Origin of the sequence: Synechococcus sp. MIT S9504, from assembly GCF_047497135.1 — a bacterium.
Classification (GTDB): domain Bacteria; phylum Cyanobacteriota; class Cyanobacteriia; order PCC-6307; family Cyanobiaceae; genus Synechococcus_C.
This window is the reverse complement of sequence record NZ_CP138942.1, coordinates 722,801-738,182: the sequence shown is the minus strand read 5'-3', so window position 1 is coordinate 738,182 and position 15,382 is coordinate 722,801. Positions and strand designations below refer to the sequence as shown.

The 15,382-nt window shown below is 57.5% G+C and carries 19 protein-coding genes; 10 read left to right on the top strand and 9 right to left on the bottom strand.

Going from position 1 to position 15,382, the window contains the following annotated elements; translation table 11 throughout:
* Window positions 1-755: 755 nt before the first annotated feature.
* Entirely contained in the window at window positions 756-2,516 is a 1,761-nt protein-coding gene (locus SIB58_RS04255) for a gamma-glutamyltransferase family protein (protein WP_414494702.1), read from the top strand.
* A gap of 15 nt (window positions 2,517-2,531) precedes the next feature.
* Here SIB58_RS04255 and SIB58_RS04250 read toward each other — a convergent pair whose 3' ends face one another.
* From SIB58_RS04250 to SIB58_RS04240, 3 genes are read right to left on the bottom strand one after another with little or no spacing between them, the layout of a single operon-like run.
* On the bottom strand, window positions 2,532-4,166 hold the full coding sequence (locus SIB58_RS04250; RefSeq protein ID WP_067326347.1) for an FAD-dependent oxidoreductase: 1,635 nt from the start codon (window positions 4,164-4,166) through the stop codon (window positions 2,532-2,534).
* Window positions 4,167-4,211: 45 nt separating this feature from the next.
* Window positions 4,212-5,177, bottom strand: a complete 966-nt coding sequence (locus SIB58_RS04245) for an SDR family NAD(P)-dependent oxidoreductase (protein WP_067326220.1) — start codon at window positions 5,175-5,177, stop codon at window positions 4,212-4,214.
* Window positions 5,170-5,970, bottom strand: a complete 801-nt coding sequence (locus SIB58_RS04240) for an SdiA-regulated domain-containing protein (RefSeq protein WP_067326350.1) — start codon at window positions 5,968-5,970, stop codon at window positions 5,170-5,172. The genes SIB58_RS04245 and SIB58_RS04240 overlap by 8 nt, the downstream gene beginning before the upstream one ends.
* A 168-nt stretch (window positions 5,971-6,138) precedes the next feature.
* Between SIB58_RS04240 and SIB58_RS04235 the strand changes: the two genes are divergently transcribed.
* Window positions 6,139-6,276, top strand: coding sequence for a hypothetical protein (locus tag SIB58_RS04235; RefSeq protein ID WP_197461538.1), 138 nt, complete (start codon window positions 6,139-6,141; stop codon window positions 6,274-6,276).
* A 94-nt stretch (window positions 6,277-6,370) separates the two neighbouring features.
* The gene (locus SIB58_RS04230) at window positions 6,371-6,565 is read left to right on the top strand and encodes a hypothetical protein (protein ID WP_066907954.1); all 195 of its coding nucleotides are present in this window, start codon (window positions 6,371-6,373) and stop codon (window positions 6,563-6,565) included.
* 70 nt (window positions 6,566-6,635) lie between these two features.
* Here the strand turns inward: SIB58_RS04230 and SIB58_RS04225 are convergent, their stop codons facing one another.
* Entirely contained in the window at window positions 6,636-7,058 is a 423-nt protein-coding gene (locus tag SIB58_RS04225; RefSeq protein ID WP_066907957.1) for a DoxX family protein, read from the bottom strand.
* Between the two features lie 12 nt (window positions 7,059-7,070).
* Here SIB58_RS04225 and SIB58_RS04220 point away from each other — a divergent pair, with 12 nt between their 5' ends.
* From SIB58_RS04220 to SIB58_RS04210, 3 genes are read left to right on the top strand one after another with little or no spacing between them, the layout of a single operon-like run.
* A complete protein-coding gene (locus SIB58_RS04220; protein WP_067326222.1) occupies window positions 7,071-7,604 on the top strand; it encodes a cupin domain-containing protein in 534 nt (177 codons plus the stop codon).
* Window positions 7,605-7,654: 50 nt separating this feature from the next.
* Window positions 7,655-7,879 carry a hypothetical protein gene (locus SIB58_RS04215; RefSeq protein WP_067326225.1) on the top strand — a complete coding sequence of 75 codons (225 nt, stop codon included), beginning with the start codon at window positions 7,655-7,657 and terminating at the stop codon, window positions 7,877-7,879.
* Window positions 7,880-7,894: 15 nt separating this feature from the next.
* Window positions 7,895-8,035 carry a hypothetical protein gene (locus tag SIB58_RS04210; protein ID WP_156486625.1) on the top strand — a complete coding sequence of 47 codons (141 nt, stop codon included), beginning with the start codon at window positions 7,895-7,897 and terminating at the stop codon, window positions 8,033-8,035.
* 51 nt (window positions 8,036-8,086) lie between these two features.
* Here SIB58_RS04210 and SIB58_RS04205 read toward each other — a convergent pair whose 3' ends face one another.
* Window positions 8,087-8,605 (bottom strand): cupin domain-containing protein, encoded by a 519-nt coding sequence (locus tag SIB58_RS04205; RefSeq protein ID WP_067326228.1) that lies wholly within the window; start codon window positions 8,603-8,605, stop codon window positions 8,087-8,089.
* 96 nt (window positions 8,606-8,701) lie between these two features.
* Between SIB58_RS04205 and SIB58_RS04200 the strand changes: the two genes are divergently transcribed.
* Both SIB58_RS04200 and SIB58_RS04195 read left to right on the top strand, forming a co-directional pair.
* On the top strand, window positions 8,702-9,091 hold the full coding sequence (locus SIB58_RS04200) for a putative quinol monooxygenase (RefSeq protein WP_066907966.1): 390 nt from the start codon (window positions 8,702-8,704) through the stop codon (window positions 9,089-9,091).
* A gap of 490 nt (window positions 9,092-9,581) precedes the next feature.
* Window positions 9,582-10,346, top strand: a complete 765-nt coding sequence (locus tag SIB58_RS04195; RefSeq protein WP_066907969.1) for a GAF domain-containing protein — start codon at window positions 9,582-9,584, stop codon at window positions 10,344-10,346.
* Here SIB58_RS04195 and SIB58_RS04190 read toward each other — a convergent pair whose 3' ends face one another.
* From SIB58_RS04190 to SIB58_RS04180, 3 genes are all read right to left on the bottom strand, one after another.
* Entirely contained in the window at window positions 10,347-10,544 is a 198-nt protein-coding gene (locus tag SIB58_RS04190) for a hypothetical protein (RefSeq protein ID WP_067326230.1), read from the bottom strand.
* Window positions 10,474-10,668, bottom strand: a complete 195-nt coding sequence (locus SIB58_RS04185; RefSeq protein WP_369813429.1) for a hypothetical protein — start codon at window positions 10,666-10,668, stop codon at window positions 10,474-10,476. Before SIB58_RS04185 ends, SIB58_RS04190 begins: the two co-directional genes overlap by 71 nt.
* Before the next feature lie 706 nt (window positions 10,669-11,374).
* Window positions 11,375-11,833, bottom strand: a complete 459-nt coding sequence (locus SIB58_RS04180) for a hypothetical protein (protein ID WP_156486626.1) — start codon at window positions 11,831-11,833, stop codon at window positions 11,375-11,377.
* 255 nt (window positions 11,834-12,088) lie between these two features.
* Here SIB58_RS04180 and SIB58_RS04175 point away from each other — a divergent pair, with 255 nt between their 5' ends.
* Window positions 12,089-12,631, top strand: a complete 543-nt coding sequence (locus SIB58_RS04175; protein ID WP_066907984.1) for a hypothetical protein — start codon at window positions 12,089-12,091, stop codon at window positions 12,629-12,631.
* A 5-nt stretch (window positions 12,632-12,636) separates the two neighbouring features.
* Complete coding sequence (locus tag SIB58_RS04170) at window positions 12,637-14,067, top strand: radical SAM family RiPP maturation amino acid epimerase (protein WP_067326239.1); 1,431 nt, start codon at window positions 12,637-12,639, stop codon at window positions 14,065-14,067.
* 47 nt (window positions 14,068-14,114) lie between these two features.
* Here SIB58_RS04170 and SIB58_RS04165 read toward each other — a convergent pair whose 3' ends face one another.
* Complete coding sequence (locus SIB58_RS04165; protein WP_369813430.1) at window positions 14,115-15,341, bottom strand: glycosyltransferase; 1,227 nt, start codon at window positions 15,339-15,341, stop codon at window positions 14,115-14,117.
* Window positions 15,342-15,382: the final 41 nt, after the last annotated feature.

Here is a 15,382-nt window from a genome sequence, read left to right as displayed (position 1 = left end):
AAAACACTTCCGATCGATCCAGTGGCATGAAGTAATAGTGCAATAAAGAGATCAGCTCTTTGGGCTCACCATCACTATTGATGCGGCTTACCAGTTCCAAACATCCCTTGAATCATCATCAAAACTTCTCTGACTTTTGTAATCCGTGGAATCGTTTCCATACGAGTCTACAAGGGATATTGGCATTTTTGGTTGAAAGAGTCAGCACGCCGCACCAGTTCCTGATAAAACAGTTGATCCTCTAGGCGGATGCCAAGGAGCGAGCTCTCCTAGCGACGAGCAAGTGGTTGATGCCCCTGAATCTGCGGGCTGACGATCGGGGGAGTAGCTGATGCCAGGAAAACATACAGAAGTCCGGCCAGAAAGCGATAATCCACTTGCCCTGCCTCACTCCGGAAACCTTCAGAACAGACCGCTGGTCTGAACCAAACAGCCGATCAGTTCAGTTCATTCTACGCAGAAGCAATCAGAAATCAAAACATTGGATCTCAGAAACCCGAATCAAAACACCACGATGAAAGTTCTGAATTGTCGTTTGATTTTAACATCAGCATTCAACATCTAACGCATTCACAAAGTCCCATCGAAACTCAATCAATTCATCACTTTTTGCGGATTCAATCCAAGCGCGCTTTTGGCGAGAGCTAAGAATGAACAACAACAGCGAGCACCAGATAAAAGCTTGGGAGAGGTCTGCAGCCACCCAGCCGTCCAAACCCCGCAGCACGTTTGCCCAACCTGCTTGCCTCCAGCGAATGCGCCGTTCCCTGCTTCTGGTCCTGGGTCTCTGCAGTTGGGCTGCCGTCGCTTCGGCAGCACCGGTCAGCCGCGACGACCCGGAATCATCCGACCCAGGCCGCAGGCCCATCTCCACAGCCGCTGGTTCTGCGGTCGTCGTCACCGCCAATCCGCTGGCCAGTTCAGCAGCCCTACGAGTTCTCAAAGAGGGTGGTACCGCAGCCGATGCTCTGGTCACAGCTCAGGCGGTGCTGGCAGTGGTTGAACCGCAGAGCTCCGGCCTCGCCGGTGGTGGCTTTCTTCTCTACTGGGATGCGCAGCAACAAAGCCTGGAGGTGCTGGATGGCCGCGAAGTCGCACCCGAACGCAGCCGGCCCGGTGACCTGCTGACGCCATCCGGAGAACCGCTGCCATGGCGCGAGGCCACAGCACGGCTCGATGCGATCGGCATCCCCGGAACGGTCGCGCTGCTCTGGGACATGCATCAGCAGTACGGGCGCCTGAGCTGGGCCAGCACGCTGCAACCGGCGATCAGGCTGGCCAGCGATGGCTTCAGGCCCAGCCCGCGACTGCTGCGCTCCATCAGCCTGGCCCGGCGCATCGGAGTGAGTCACAGCAAAGCGTTTCAGGCGCTCTATCTGCCCGGCGGCAAACCACCGCAGGCTGATCAGCTCTTCCGCAATCCTGCGCTGGCCCGCACGCTGGTGGCCCTGGCGCGAGACGGGGGGCCTGATTTTTATCGAGGCGCTTTGGCCCGGCAGATCCTGCGGGAGATGGCCGCGCTGCAGACCGGCGAACCTGAATTCCGCGGCTGGAGCGAAACCGATCTGGCCTCCTATGCCGTGCTGCGCCGCCAACCGCTCTGCAGCCTGCAACTGAAGCACCGGATCTGCACGATGCCACCACCAAGCAGCGGCGGACTGGCCCTGCTGCAGACCCTGGCCCTGCTGAACCAGGCCACGGATCTGTCGCTCGCCAGCGCCGCTGACGCGCAGACCTGGCGCCATCTGGCCAGAGCCCAGATCTGGGCCGATGCCGACCGCCTCTACTGGGTGCATGACCCGCTTGATTCAACCGTCCCAGCCGCGGCTCTGCTGGATCCGGCCTACATCCGCAGCCGCGCAAGAACCATGCGGACCACTCCTGCAACACCCCCAACACCGGGGCTTCCCCCGGGGATGGATCGTTACCCCTACGGCCGTCCGGACCACAGCCGCGAACAGGGCACAACCCACATCACGATTGTCGATGAGTTCGGCAACATCGCCAGCTGCACCTCCTCGGTGGAGACGGTCTTCGGCAGTCGGCACCTGGTGGCCGGCATGGTGATGAACAATCAGCTCACCGACTTCGCCTTTGAGCCCACGATTGGCGGACGACCGGTCGCCAATCGCCGTCTGCCCGGTCGCCGGCCGATGTCATCGATGGCGCCCACGCTGGTGTTCAGCAACGGCAGGCCGGTGCTCGCACTCGGCAGCCCGGGTGGACGCAGCATCCCCCACCTGCTCAGCAGGGTGCTGCTGGCCTCATTGATCTGGAACGAATCGCCGCAGCAGAGCGTTGGCCTGCCCCATCTCTCCAGCCGCGGCCAACGGCTCGTGCTGGAACAGGATCCACCGATCCCCTGGCCGCTGCCACTGGACCAGCTGCAAACCAGCGATCAACCCGCACGCCAGCAGCGGGTTGGCAGCGGCACTGCTCTGGTGCAAAGGATCAACGGACGCTGGCATGGGGCGGCCGACCCACGCCGGGAAGGCACCGCCCTGGCTCTGCCCTGAACCTCGAGAAGCTGGCTATTTCTCCAGCCAGGGCCAGTCGATGCCCAGCGTCTCCAGCGGTTCCATCACCAGCTTGTTGAGCGCTCGGCCCAGCAACACCTGAGGCTCATCGGAGCGGATCGGGATCACGGGATGCTGTTTTGTTCGGGGCACGCCCTCACCGAACACGATGCCACGACGCAGCAGTGAGTTACCCGCCTCGAGACCGCACACGTAGGCACGTTCCTGGCACAGCCCCTTGGCGCCATGTTCCCTCTCGCCCATCCGCACCCAGTCGCCGGCGCAGACCACCGGCGCCAGGGAGGTCTCCAGCGGGGGTCGCTTGCTGAAACTCCCCGGCGAGAACAACGACACCGAGCCCGGATAGCGCCGCACCTCCTGATCCAGCACCCGGGCCTCGCCGAAGGCAGGCTGCGCCATGGGGAGCAGGTCCTGCATCAGGCAGTCGACGATCTGCTGATCACTGAGCTCCGCGATCACCGACGCGTTGTAAAAGTCGCTGGCAATCACCGACCCCTGTGGTGTCTGACCGCCCCAGAGCGCAGGCTCGGATTCTTTCTGCAGCTGATCAAGCATGAAGAAGGTGGCACCGGAGCCTTGCAGTGCACTGAAGCGAGAGAACACATTGACGGGATCGGCAACCGGCACGTAGCGATCCAGCCACAGCCGCACCGACACCACGTCGATCGTTCCAAGCGTGCCGGCCTGAACCAGCTCAGGCGCCAGCACGCCGCACTGCGGCGACTGCGCCATCAGGGCACCCATGCCCTTGGCACCCACGGCCAGCACCAGCGCATCCACGTCATCCAGCACAGCGCTGCTCCCCGTCATCACATTGCGGGTCTCCAGCGAGCGGATGCTCTGGCCGTCGGCTGACATGTTCAGCCTGGTGGCCAGCGTGCCGCCCAGCACCTCCAGTTGATGCTGAGCCTGCAGCCGGGCACTCAGCGGTGCGATCAGCTGTTCAGCGATACTCTTGCTGCGGATCCAGCGCACATCAAAGGAATCCTGATGGGCCAGGGCGTAGTAGTAGAGCAGCTCCATCGTCACCGCCGCCGAGAGCTCTTCAGGCGGCTTGAACAATCCCACCAGCAGCGTGGGCCGCAGGAAGTCGTCGATCATGCGATCACTGATGCGGAGCTGTCTGAACAGCGTCAGCGCATCAATCGCGTCGTAGCTCCGGTACACCGCATCGCTGCGGTTGAGATCAAGCATGGCGTAGAGCAGCCCGGCGATGCTGAGCCGGTCCGGCAGCGGCAGCCGCCTGAAGTTCTTCACCGTGGCCAGCACCTGCCCCAGCGGGCTGGGCAGCTGCGGAGCATCACCAAACACGGGTGCCGTGGCCTCCAGGCCATCCGGCGACCAGAAGGCACTGGTGGTGAAGTCGGTGTAGATCGAGCCCAGACCGAGCTGATCGGTGAGGGCATTGATGTTGGGGTAGTCCTTCCAGAAGCCGCGGGTGCCGGCCTCGAATGGCTTGCCGCTCTCGGTGGTGATCGGCTCACTGCCGCTGGGATCGGCCATCCCGTCGATCAGGGTCACGCGGACCCCGGCTTCGCAGAGCGCCTTGGTCGCGCCCCAGCCAGCCCAGCCGGCGCCCACCACCACAACGTGGGACTTCCTGTCCGCTGAAAAACCGTTCTCGGCCATGAAGCTGCTGTGCGTGGGCACAAGCTAGGGAGATCAGCAGATGCTTCAGCGGCTGAGGCTGTGCCCGATCAACTGCTCCGACAGCTGCCAAAGCTCTTCGGCCTTGCGCAGGTCGGCGCCCTCAACACTGGTGTCGGTCGGCTCCAGCCGATGCCCACCGAAGCTCACCACCTTGTTGGTGAAATAGCTGAATCCAGGCGTGATCTCGGGATCATTCACCAGCTGGGCCAGCAACCGGCCTGCATTTTCAGGTGATTCAGTGATGCGCAGCAGATCGCGGGCCACAAATGCGAAGACACCCATGCCCAGCGGATTGCCGCGCTTGTTGTACCGGAAGAAACCGCCACTGTTACGGGTGATCACCAGGCCAGGGCTCCAGGCAATCACGGGCATCACGCCGTCCAGCTGCCGAACCAGCTCCCGCGCCATCAGCACATTGCAGAGCTTGCTGTCTTTGTAAGCCTTGTTGCCATCAAAGCCGGGGCTGCCATTCAGCATCGCGAAGCCGGCCCCGGCACGCAGCCCCTCCAGCTCACCCAGGTCCGCAGACTTGCCCACCTTGCCGGCACCGCTTGAGGGGTTGTGCACCTCCGAGGCGGTGATCACCACCCGCGGGCGGGCTGCCTTCCGCAGCAGCGGCAACAGTCGCATCGCCATCAGCTGATGAGCCAGCTGGTTCACCGCAAAGGTGAGTTCAATACCCTGCGCCGAAAACTGCGCTTCGGAGGCACCGGCGTATTGCAGACCGGCATTGAGCACCAGCGCATCCAGGGCCGTGCCGCTCCCCAACAGCTGGGCGCAGACGGCATCGACGGCATCGAGATCAGCAAGGTCACAGATCAGAGCGCGAGACGATCCGGTGAGCTGGCTGAGGGTCTGATCAGCCGTGGCCTGGTTGCGGCAAAGGATGGTGAGCTCATGCCCCTGGACGCTGAGAACTTTCGCCGCTTCAAAACCCACACCGGAGCTTCCCCCTGTGAGCAGCACGCGTTGGGATGCAGGATCAGCCATGGAGCTGGAACACGTAGAGCTCGGCGTCACGATCGCTCACCACATAGACCCTGCCACGTTCTGAATCCACGGCGATGCCTTCGGCTTTGCGCACGCGCTTGGATTTGCCCTCCGGCTTGAGCAGCAGATCCAGGCGCTGCAGCACCAGATCACCCTTCAGGTCGTAATGGAACAGACACTGCCCCTGGTCGCTGGCGATCCAGAGAGTGTCGCGCTGACAGTCGTAACTCAGTCCGGAGAAATCCAGCCTGCGCGGCCCCACCCTGGGATGGGAAAAACCATTCGCCTGGGTCAGCAATCTCGACGACAGGATCGTTCGGCACTCGGCATCGAGTTCAATCAGCAGCCCCGGTCGACATTCCTTGACCACGAACACATGCCCGTTGCGGGTGTTCACTGTGATCCCTTCCAGCCCCTTGTTGTCAGGCTCGGCCGGGAAGTGCATTTCAACACTGGCGTAGTTGGACATCTCAGCCAGGGGACGATGCTGCAGCTCGCGGCGACTGGCGAGATCAACGCTGATCACGGCGTTGGCGTCTTCCTGCACCGCGAACAGCCGGCGGCCATCAGCACTCAAGGCGAGACCTTCCAGGTCCAGCACGCTCACGAAGAACGACTCGCTGGTCAACACCCGACCCTCGAGATCCATGCAGAAGATGGCCCTGGTGTCGTCACTGACCGTGTAAAGGGCCGTGCCATCAGCATTCAGGGTGAGGCCCGAGGGCTCATTCAGACCGATGCCTGGATCAGCGATGTTGTGTCTGTTGATCAACTCGAGGCGAAATGCCCCCATCAGCGCCCGGGTGAACAACTGAGCTGATTGTGAATCCAGCGCAGGCCGGCCATGGGCGTTGCAGCACAGGGCGCAACACAATGTGAACGCTAATGAGAATCACTTGCTCCAAGCAGAACGGCCATGCTTTGTTGAGACTGAATCTCAGATGCAAGGACAATGCTTCGGTTGTTCGGCGATCGTCAATCCCTGCTGGAAGCACTGATGCAGGACTGGGCTGAGGCCCAGCTGCAACTGCCAGGTGCAAGCGAAATCCCTCAGCGCCTGCGCATCCAGCCCAGGCCGGTGCGCTCATCCGGAAGCTGAGCTCAACGGAAGAATTGCCAAAGTTGCTCAGTTCCTCCCCCAGGCTCTCTAAGGTCTGGATATCAGGAATTCGTTCTTCAGGAGGAATTGCGCGATGTCTGATGGCAAGCACAAGTTCGAGGAGTATGAGCTCCCTTACGGCACCAACGAGAAGCACTCATCCGAAGAGTTCGACCCCAAAAAGGATGCGGGTGTGAACAACCCCGACAGCCGCCACCGCGACAAGGTGCTCGACGAGATCTGCGACACCCATCCCGGCTCACCGATGTGCAAAGTCTTCGACGAGTGAGCATCTGAACACGCATGGCGACCCCCACCCTCGGGTGGGGGTTTTTTATGGCCTGGAGCTCAGAACAAATTCAGCGGATGCTGTCGAAGGCCCTGGCGCGCACCCTGCGGAAGTTGGGCGCGGCATTGGCCGTTGAGCGGGTGATCGCCAGGATCAGAGCGCCGATCAGCGCAAGATTCATCAGAAACGGGATCGTCTCAAACGGGAAGGCGTGGAAGATCAGGGTGGTGGGCACCAGGAACACCAGAAGCAGCGACGCCCCGAGAATCGTGTCAGTACCGAACACCAGCAGGATCGAGCCGGCGATCAGCACCAGGATCGCAGCGAGCAGCAGGATGTTCGCCAGCGGCTCGGGAATGCCTTTGGAGGCAATGCGTGCGGCGTTGCCGGCGAAATCGGTGATCTTGCCCGGCGCTGCATTCACAAACACGGCCGCAAGACAAACGCGGCCCAGAAAATCCAGAACCCAGCAGGGCTTGACGGGGGTACTCATAACAATCAAGCGGTGACAGACACCGCTTTGGAAGTGGTTGGAACAATAGTGACCAATTCCGGTGCGGCCATGCGAGCTCCTGTCCTGTCGCTGATCACTCTCGCCAACCTGCTGTTTCCGGGCGCAGCGGCTCTGGCGCACGGGAGCCACAGCCCCCAGACCGTGACACCCGCCAGCGAACAGCGCAGCGCTCCCCGTGATGCACCGTCCAGAACAGAGAAGGTGAGCGTGGAACCGCTGGGCAGCCTCGATCTCTCCAGGGAATTCGCAGCACTGCAAGGTCGAGTGCTGCGCACCCGACGGATCACCATTGCCCCCGGTGGGTCGGTGGCCTGGCATCAGCATCAGCAACGGCCCGGTGTCGCCTACCTGATCAACGGCTCCCTGATCGAGATTCGCGATGACGGATCCGGGCCACGTGCTCTCCGGCGCGAGGCCGGAGATGCCGTGTTCGAATCCAGCGGTGTGCTGCATGGCTGGAGAAACGACTCGGATCAACCCGCCACCGCCGTGGTGATCGATCTGGTGCCGCAAACCCAACCATGAATGCCCTTGATCACAGCATTCATTGGCTGTAAGCCCGCCGATTCGGCAGCGTGAGCGACGATCAGGGACATGCCGCCGACTGTCAGACAGCCAAGCGACCGGGAGGTTGGTTGGTGGCCTTCAACAACAAACCGGACGATCGCCCCTCGAACTTCGAGGCAGGTCGCCCCTACGGAGACAGCAAGAGCATCGATGGCCTTCTGCTGGAGCGAGCGGCGATCCATGACCGCTTCGCGCTGGAGGACGGCGGCGTCTTCGAACTCACCGACTGCTAAATCAGCCGCGAGCTGATGCAGGACTGCGGCCTGCAACAGGTGCGCTGGCCGCAGCCGGTTCTGGCTGCAGAAGGGGTGGAGGCGCTGGGAACCGTCTGCTGGACAGCCATCATGGCCACACCTCCGTTCTGCCTGATCGAAGCCACCCGGGCCTGAACGCCACGTGGCGAACAGCATGTGGCGAACACACCAAGTGGTGTCAGCGCATCATTGACCCCACTCCGTGGTGGGCATGCCCTCCACCGAGGCCACCATCACCCACACGATCGTGGGCTTGTCGCTGTTGTTCTGCACGAAATGGGGCTCGGAAGAGCCCTCGATGAAGCTTTCACCGGGCTTGAACACGCTGCTCACCTCGGTGCCATCCGCCTGAACCCGGGTGTTGAGCAAATCCCCGGACTCGAAGTCCTGCACATGCACCAGCATCGGAGCGGGGTGGGTGTGCATGGGGATCTTGCCGCCCACGGGAATCTCTACCCTGTAGAGGCGCAGTTCCGGATTGCCCTCCGGATAGCTCAGAGCGGTGCCGTTGAGGGTCTTCGAACCGCTGAACACCTCTTCAACCTTGACCTCCGTCTTGTTCTCTGTCTTGACTTCCGTTGAAGCGGCCTCGGCGGAGGCAGGTGCGGCGGCCTTGGTGGTTTCGCTGTCGCGGTTCGTGCAACCGACAACACCCGCCATCAGAACGGAGGCTGCCGCCAGGGCGGGGAAAACAATCTTGCGCATGGATACGGAAGCCAAATCAGACACCTCGGTCAGTGTGACCTTGCTTCAGCCGCAAGTCTTGATTCAGGCCAGAATCAGCCTCCTCTCCGGAAAGCGATGGCAAAATTCGATGCATCCACCCCGTTCATGTTGCTGGGGCGCATTCATGTGAAACCGGGCTGCGTGGATGACTATCTGAAGCTCGCCGAAGCCACCGATGCGGCAGTTCAGGCCAGTGAGCCGGGCATGCTTCATCACACCTTTGATCAGGATCCAGATGATCCCCTGGCCTTCGTCTGGTCCGAGGTCTATGCCAACGATGCAGCCTTCGCAGCGCATGTGAGCAACCCAACGGTTCAGGAGTACCTGCAGAAACATGCCGAACTGGGGGATGGCTTCAGCGTTGAGGTCTACGGCACCGTCGAAGACGAATGCCGCACCCTGATGGAGTCGTTCGGACTGCCGTTGAAGATCTTTGAAAGCCGACTGGGCTACAGCCGTTTCTGACCACCACCTTCAAACCGTTCAGACCTTCAACAGCTGCAGAGCTGAGGTCGCAGATTCTCTGAAATCGAGATGTTTTCACACCTCCATGAGTGAGTGCATGATGGATTGTTTTCGTCCGCTTTCAGAGATGCAATTGAAAACTGCGACCGAACAACCCTCAGAACCTGACACTGATCAGGGGATGCAGCAAGAACGGATTAACCGTCGCATCAAAAGGCCAGAAGGCTGAGTGAAATTCTGAAGATTGAGTGCTGGAAAAACATCGGGTGCTGCCGAACAGAGGCTGAATCAATCCACAAAAACCCGAACGATTTCAACGTCGCCATACAACGCTTTCTCGCCATCAGGAATTCGGAGTTAGGCGAGAAAGCTCATCAATCAATCATTCATATTGAAACTTCACAGATGCATTGCAAAGGCGTGAACTTCCATTGCTGCATCAGCACGATTTCGGAACAACACATACCTTGGGGGCCAACTGGACCAGGCGATGAAAACCGCTCTCATCCCTGAATTCGAACAGGAGCGCCTCAAAGCCCTGAGTGAATACAGGATTCTCGGTACGCGCCCTGAGCAGTCGTACGACGACATCACACACATCGCCTCACTGGTGTGTGAAACACCGATTGCACTGCTGAGCCTGGTGGACAGTGACAGGCAGTGGTTCAAGTCGAAGGTGGGCATCGAGGCCGAGGAGACCCCCAGAGACTGGTCGTTCTGCGCCCATGCCATCCACACCAACCAGCCCCTGATCGTGAACGATGCGCTTCAGGATGAGCGGTTCGTCGATAACCCGCTCGTCTGTGGTGATCCCAAGATCAGGTTCTATGCCGGCTTTCCGCTCAACAACGAAACAGAGCACCGAATCGGTACCTTGTGCGTGATTGACCGCACGCCCAACCAGCTTTCAGCCAATCAGCTGCAGATCATGGAAGCCCTCTCCCGCCAGGTGGTGGCGTTCCTGGATCTGAGAAAACGGTCGATGAATCTGCTTGATTCGTTCTGCCTGGAAAGCAAGCCTTCAGGAATCATCTCGACGTGCAGCTACTGCCGCAAAGCCAAGGACGAGCGGGGCGACTGGGTGCATCTCGATCAGTATCTGGCCAAACGCAGCACCCTGAGCTTCTCCCATGGCATCTGCGACAGCTGCATCGAAGAGCACTTCCCTGAAGTCCTGGAAGCCTGGCAGGCAGAGAGCCGCGAGTCCGGACAACCGGTTCAGAAACCAGCGCAGGTGCTCAGTGATGAGGTCTGATCAAGCCAGCTGACGACCTTTCCAGGTCCAGCCGCGGCCGGTGAGCGTGCGCCACACCGACACCGGTCCAATCGCTCCCAGCAGCAGGCCGCCGGCACCCATCAGCCACCCGTAGGTGAGCGGCTCATCAAAGCGCCGGCGCTGCCAGAGACGCAGGGCCAGCTGCTGCGAGGGCGCGATGTCCGCCGATGGCCTCATAAGCACTGCGGCGGAACAGCATGAACGGCCCTGCCGCGAAGGCCACCGCCGAAGCAGGATCACTGGTGAGCACACTGCTCAGGCAAGGACCGATGTTGTCGGCCTCGTTGTAAGCGGGGATCACGGCGGTAGCGACCGAGACAGGAACGACTCACATGCACGACCTGGGAGCAGCCATTCATCCAGAACTGCACGCAAACCGACTCCTCCGCAATGCTGTTGATGGATGAACCGGTGGAGGAGCTTTGAGGTCTGGGGACAGCACCCTTGAATTGGCCGCAGGTGGTCGCATGACACCGCAGCTGAACCCAAGCGGATGTGTGATCGATCACAGATCAGAGACCAAGAACCAAGGGCCGTGAATCGCTGGTATCAACTGCAGCGAATCACAGATGTTGTCGAGGCCATCAGTGGATTCCATAAGCTAAAAAGGCTGCACAACGTGAACGGCGTTGATGATTTTTTCCTTGAAAGGTTATCGCCCGTTTTGACCTGGTTTTCTCCGAGAGCACGCGAAGCAAACTCAACAGAGCCAGCCATCGTCACGACATCCGGCAGCTGGTGTCACGACATCAAAGTGCAATCAAACGCAACAACCATTGTGCCAATGGGTCAGCAACCAACGTGCTTGCTCATATCGGCTCAGAAGCAGCGGTCAGGATTGACAGGCAAAGTGAAACGAGCCCCTGAGCCAGCAGCGTTCGGGCAACGATTCACCCTGCAGGAACACTCAACACCACGACTGACAGACAACGTCGTCAATGCTTGAAGTTGTCGCACATGCCATGGATCACAAGCCTCTATACACGTGATTCAAAAGCACTCGAATGTTAATCGGACAATTTCTCAGCATGATCTAACCAGATCATCAAGGCACTTTTGACCTGCTCCGCAAGGCTCACGACACCACTTAATATCTCAGCAATGCTTGCATCCACCTGCCAGAAGCTGTCAGCCAGTGAGTGCTGAACTGTCAAAGGTGGTTTCATGGACTGTCGAATCAAAAAACCATCACGAAAGGGCTCATCAAGTTGATCTTTTCGGCCATGCATCGCCGCTTCAATCCCACGCAGGAAGCCATGAAGTTCACTGTTTGATTCGTCCAAGGCTTCCATGATGACTTCTGAATCTAAATATCGCTCCAGCTCACGCTCAGTCGATGCACTGCCTGCCAGCTCCATCAGCTCTTCCACTTGAAGAACATGCTGGCACTGCTCGACAGGGAGAAGTTCCAAAAGTCGCGCTTCAAAGCCCTCAAGATGCTTTTCTTTCGAATCGTACATATTCAAAAAACAATCACATCGATCTTCAAGTAGACGAATCCATTATCACTATATATCTGGCAACAACAGTCAGCAGAGTGTTGACGGGTGAAAGACCAGTGAGCTCATCTTTTCCGTTACCTCTGCATGTCTCGGGGAGATAAGTGCCAACCTTGACTCAACTTCTATCTAGATCAGGTCAAGACAAGTAAAGATTATGCATTGATTCTGTGATTTTGGATCCGAGCTCATCTGTCTGGCTAGATCCAATATAGTTCTTGAATGGTTTCAATGCCCTCTCAAGATTCAGACAAGAATTTAGCGATCATATCAACTCTCATTGTACGCTGTTGGAAGGATTCAGATTACTGCTCGCGATTTCTTGAAGATCCTCTGACTTTATGCAGAGAAGCTGGGCTTTCTATGCCAGAAGGAGTCAAGTTTATCGCCAAACAAGACACAGATAAGATCAAGAACATTGTCCTCCCGGGCAAAGACATTGAAAGCGCCTTGCCAGTGCTAGATGACTACATCAAGTCGCATCCATTGCAAGATGGTCAAAGCCTGACAATCTTGCAAAACACTGATACCACAAATTACATTATTATACCTAAACAACCTGATCAAATCGATCTGTCATTAACAGAGGATCAGATGCTTGAAGCTGCAACAGCCGGTGAATTAACAATGGTCAACGAGACGTGTGTGGTCAATGTTGTCGCTATTTTAACAATTGTAATGGCAGGTCTAGTAGCTATTCTTTATCCCTTTAATGATCACGGTCTTCGCAGTCAAGAAATCAACAAAAAGATCGATCTGGGCTGAACACAATGACAACCATCAACGAATTGAAAGCATGTGCGAACGCAGCATCTGTCCCTCCAGAGCTGTGCGTTTATTCAGAGTCCAGTGAATTAAACCCAGAATACTTAAGATCAATTGCAACCACAAAACGCTTCCTTGAAGCCTATTCATCAGATAGCGATTTTCGCGAAGGCATTCTTGCCGGCCATAAAAATCAATTCTGCCAGGAGCTGAACATTGATCCACAGGCTTTACGTCCACTCTGGGATATCAACAGCAAGGAAGGTGATTTAACCGAAGATGTACGACGCTATATTCTCTTCCTTCGAGAAAAAGAGTTAATCAAAGAGCGGTTACGCAACCAGGAGTGCACCCCCGACAATCCTGCCTTTAAGCAATGGCGTCAAAGACAGATGAATCGATTTATGTGGCAGGTTGGCAGAGCACAATCAGCGGCAGTTGTTCATGCACCTTTTGCAATTGAACTGAATCAAGGTTGCTCTGTTGGATGTTGGTTCTGCGGTGTTGATGCGCCTAAATTAACCAAAATATTTGAATATAATGCCTCCAACGCTGTACTCTGGAGGCAGATTTTGCATCATCTTCATCAAAGAATTGGCGAAGGGTCCAAAGGTGGATTTTGCTATTGGGCAACAGATCCGTTCGACAACCCCGACTATGAAAAGTTCATGTCTGATTTTAAAAATGAGTTTGGCAGATACCCTCAAACGACAACGGCTCAACCATTGAACAATATTGAAAGGATCAAAGCATTTTTAAAAGCTTCCTCTGGCAAGGAGAAAACCATCAATCGTTTTTCTGTTTTGTCAAAGAATATTATGAAAAAGGTGTTTGAGAATTACAGCCCTGAAGACTTGTTGCATGTGGAATTGATTGCACAAAATTCAGAAGGTCTCTCGATCAAGGCGACAGCTGGGCGTGCCCGTATCAAGATGTCGTCTATGGAGAAAGAACATCAAGATGATGTTGGAAGCTCAACGATTGCATGTGTTTCCGGTTTTTTGATCAACATGCCAGCAGGTTCAATCAAACTGATCAGTCCCTGCCCGGCAAGCGACCAGTGGCCTCTTGGCTATCGAATTTATGGCGAGGAAACATTTGATCAATTTGATGATTTTGTCAAAGCAATTGATCGTTTAATGGGCAAAATGAAGCTGGATTTAAAAGTTGATGATCCCATTCAATTGAAGCCATCAACATCACCTTACGTTGAAAAAGATGACCTCTTTATTACTCACAACAAACTCACCTGCAAACTAGGCGGGATCAAGAATCCCGAGGCATTCATCAGGCTGGTGGAACTATTGCGTGATTCGTCTATGACGGTATCCGAAGCACTTATCAAACTCAAGAATGATCTTTCAATGGCTGAAACGTTTAATATTATTGACGTACTATTTCGATCGGGAATTATTGATGATGCACAATTTATTTAAAACCAAGCTGAACGACAAACCCTAACAAAAGAGACTGACTGCACTGATCAAGCCAGCTGACGACCTTTCCAGGTCCAGCCGCGGCCGGTGAGCGTACGCCACACCGACACCGGTCCGATCGCTCCCAGCAGCAGGCCGCCGGCACCCATCAGCCACCAGTAGGTGAGCGGCACATCAAAGCGCCTTCGCTGCCAGAAACGCAGGGCCAGCTGCTGCCCGATCCCCAGCAACGACAACCCCAGCAACAGCAGCCACCAGACCGACAACTGCGGCAACACCCAGAGCAGCACTAGCGCCGAGGGCAGCAGCAGCCAGGGAACACTGAACATCAGCACAACCACGCCTGCGGCACCGAGAGCCTTGCCCACATTGCGATCAAGTCCGATCAACCAGTTTTTGGTCCACCCCTCCCAGAGTGATGGCAGATCGGCATACATACGCAGATCAACAGCATCCAGACCAAGCAGGTAACGCAAGCGGAAGCCACCGGCCTTGATGCCCCTGGCCAGGGCCAGATCCTCCACCACCTCGGAAGCGAGAGCGCGATGTCCGCCGATGGCCTCGTAGGCACTGCGGCGGAAAAGCATGAACGGCCCTGCCGCGAAAGCCACCGCCGAATCAGGGTCATTGGTGGCCTCGATCGGAAAGCCCAGACCCAGCAGGCTGGCCATGATCGGCTGCACCATCCATTCCGCCAGGCAGCCGCAGTCGAGCCGCGGCGCAAGGCTGAACAGATCCGCCTCCTCCCGGATCGCCTGAGCGAGAGCTCGGCGCAAGGCTTGCGGCTGCAGACGTACATCGGCATCGATGAACAGCACCCAGTGGCTGCGCACCTGTTCCATGGCTTGACTGCAGGCCCAGTTCTTACCGACCCAGCGCTCACCGACAGGGCGCGGACCGGCCCGGAGCAGCTCAAACGAAGGATCGTCAGCGTTGCGACCGGACGCTTCGAGCATGGCGCTTTCAGCGGTGACATCCGTGGAGTCGTCATCCACCACCAGCACCTGCCACTCATTGCAAGGAGGATCACTGTTGAGCACACTGCTCAAGCAAGGAGCGATGTTCTCGGCTTCGTTGTAGGCGGGGATGACCACGCACAGCGAAGTGTCCGGCGGATCAATCTCCGGAGCTGCCTCGAGGCAAGGGGCGATCGAAAAGACCCGCTGCAATCCGAGCAGGGCAATCAACAGACCAGAGCAGGAAGCAAAAGCGATGGCCACCAGCAACAGAGCTGCGATCAGCAGAGGGTCCAAGACAAGATCCGGATCGGTCACTCCAGGAAATCACCCTGTGCTTCTGGACGACCGACGCGAGT

Coding starts and splice junctions, on each gene's coding strand:
- SIB58_RS04195 (WP_066907969.1), top strand. CDS start 9,582: ATGAAAACCGCTCTCATCCCTGAATTCGAACAGGAGCGCCTCAAAGCC.
- SIB58_RS04210 (WP_156486625.1), top strand. CDS start 7,895: ATGCAGGACTGCGGCCTGCAACAGGTGCGCTGGCCGCAGCCGGTTCTG.
- SIB58_RS04175 (WP_066907984.1), top strand. CDS start 12,089: ATGGTTTCAATGCCCTCTCAAGATTCAGACAAGAATTTAGCGATCATA.
- SIB58_RS04205 (WP_067326228.1), bottom strand. CDS start 8,605: ATGCGCAAGATTGTTTTCCCCGCCCTGGCGGCAGCCTCCGTTCTGATG.
- SIB58_RS04250 (WP_067326347.1), bottom strand. CDS start 4,166: ATGGCCGAGAACGGTTTTTCAGCGGACAGGAAGTCCCACGTTGTGGTG.
- SIB58_RS04240 (WP_067326350.1), bottom strand. CDS start 5,970: ATGGGGGCATTTCGCCTCGAGTTGATCAACAGACACAACATCGCTGAT.
- SIB58_RS04170 (WP_067326239.1), top strand. CDS start 12,637: ATGACAACCATCAACGAATTGAAAGCATGTGCGAACGCAGCATCTGTC.
- SIB58_RS04245 (WP_067326220.1), bottom strand. CDS start 5,177: ATGGCTGATCCTGCATCCCAACGCGTGCTGCTCACAGGGGGAAGCTCC.
- SIB58_RS04230 (WP_066907954.1), top strand. CDS start 6,371: ATGTCTGATGGCAAGCACAAGTTCGAGGAGTATGAGCTCCCTTACGGC.
- SIB58_RS04190 (WP_067326230.1), bottom strand. CDS start 10,544: ATGAGGCCATCGGCGGACATCGCGCCCTCGCAGCAGCTGGCCCTGCGT.
- SIB58_RS04255 (WP_414494702.1), top strand. CDS start 756: ATGCGCCGTTCCCTGCTTCTGGTCCTGGGTCTCTGCAGTTGGGCTGCC.
- SIB58_RS04225 (WP_066907957.1), bottom strand. CDS start 7,058: ATGAGTACCCCCGTCAAGCCCTGCTGGGTTCTGGATTTTCTGGGCCGC.
- SIB58_RS04200 (WP_066907966.1), top strand. CDS start 8,702: ATGGCAAAATTCGATGCATCCACCCCGTTCATGTTGCTGGGGCGCATT.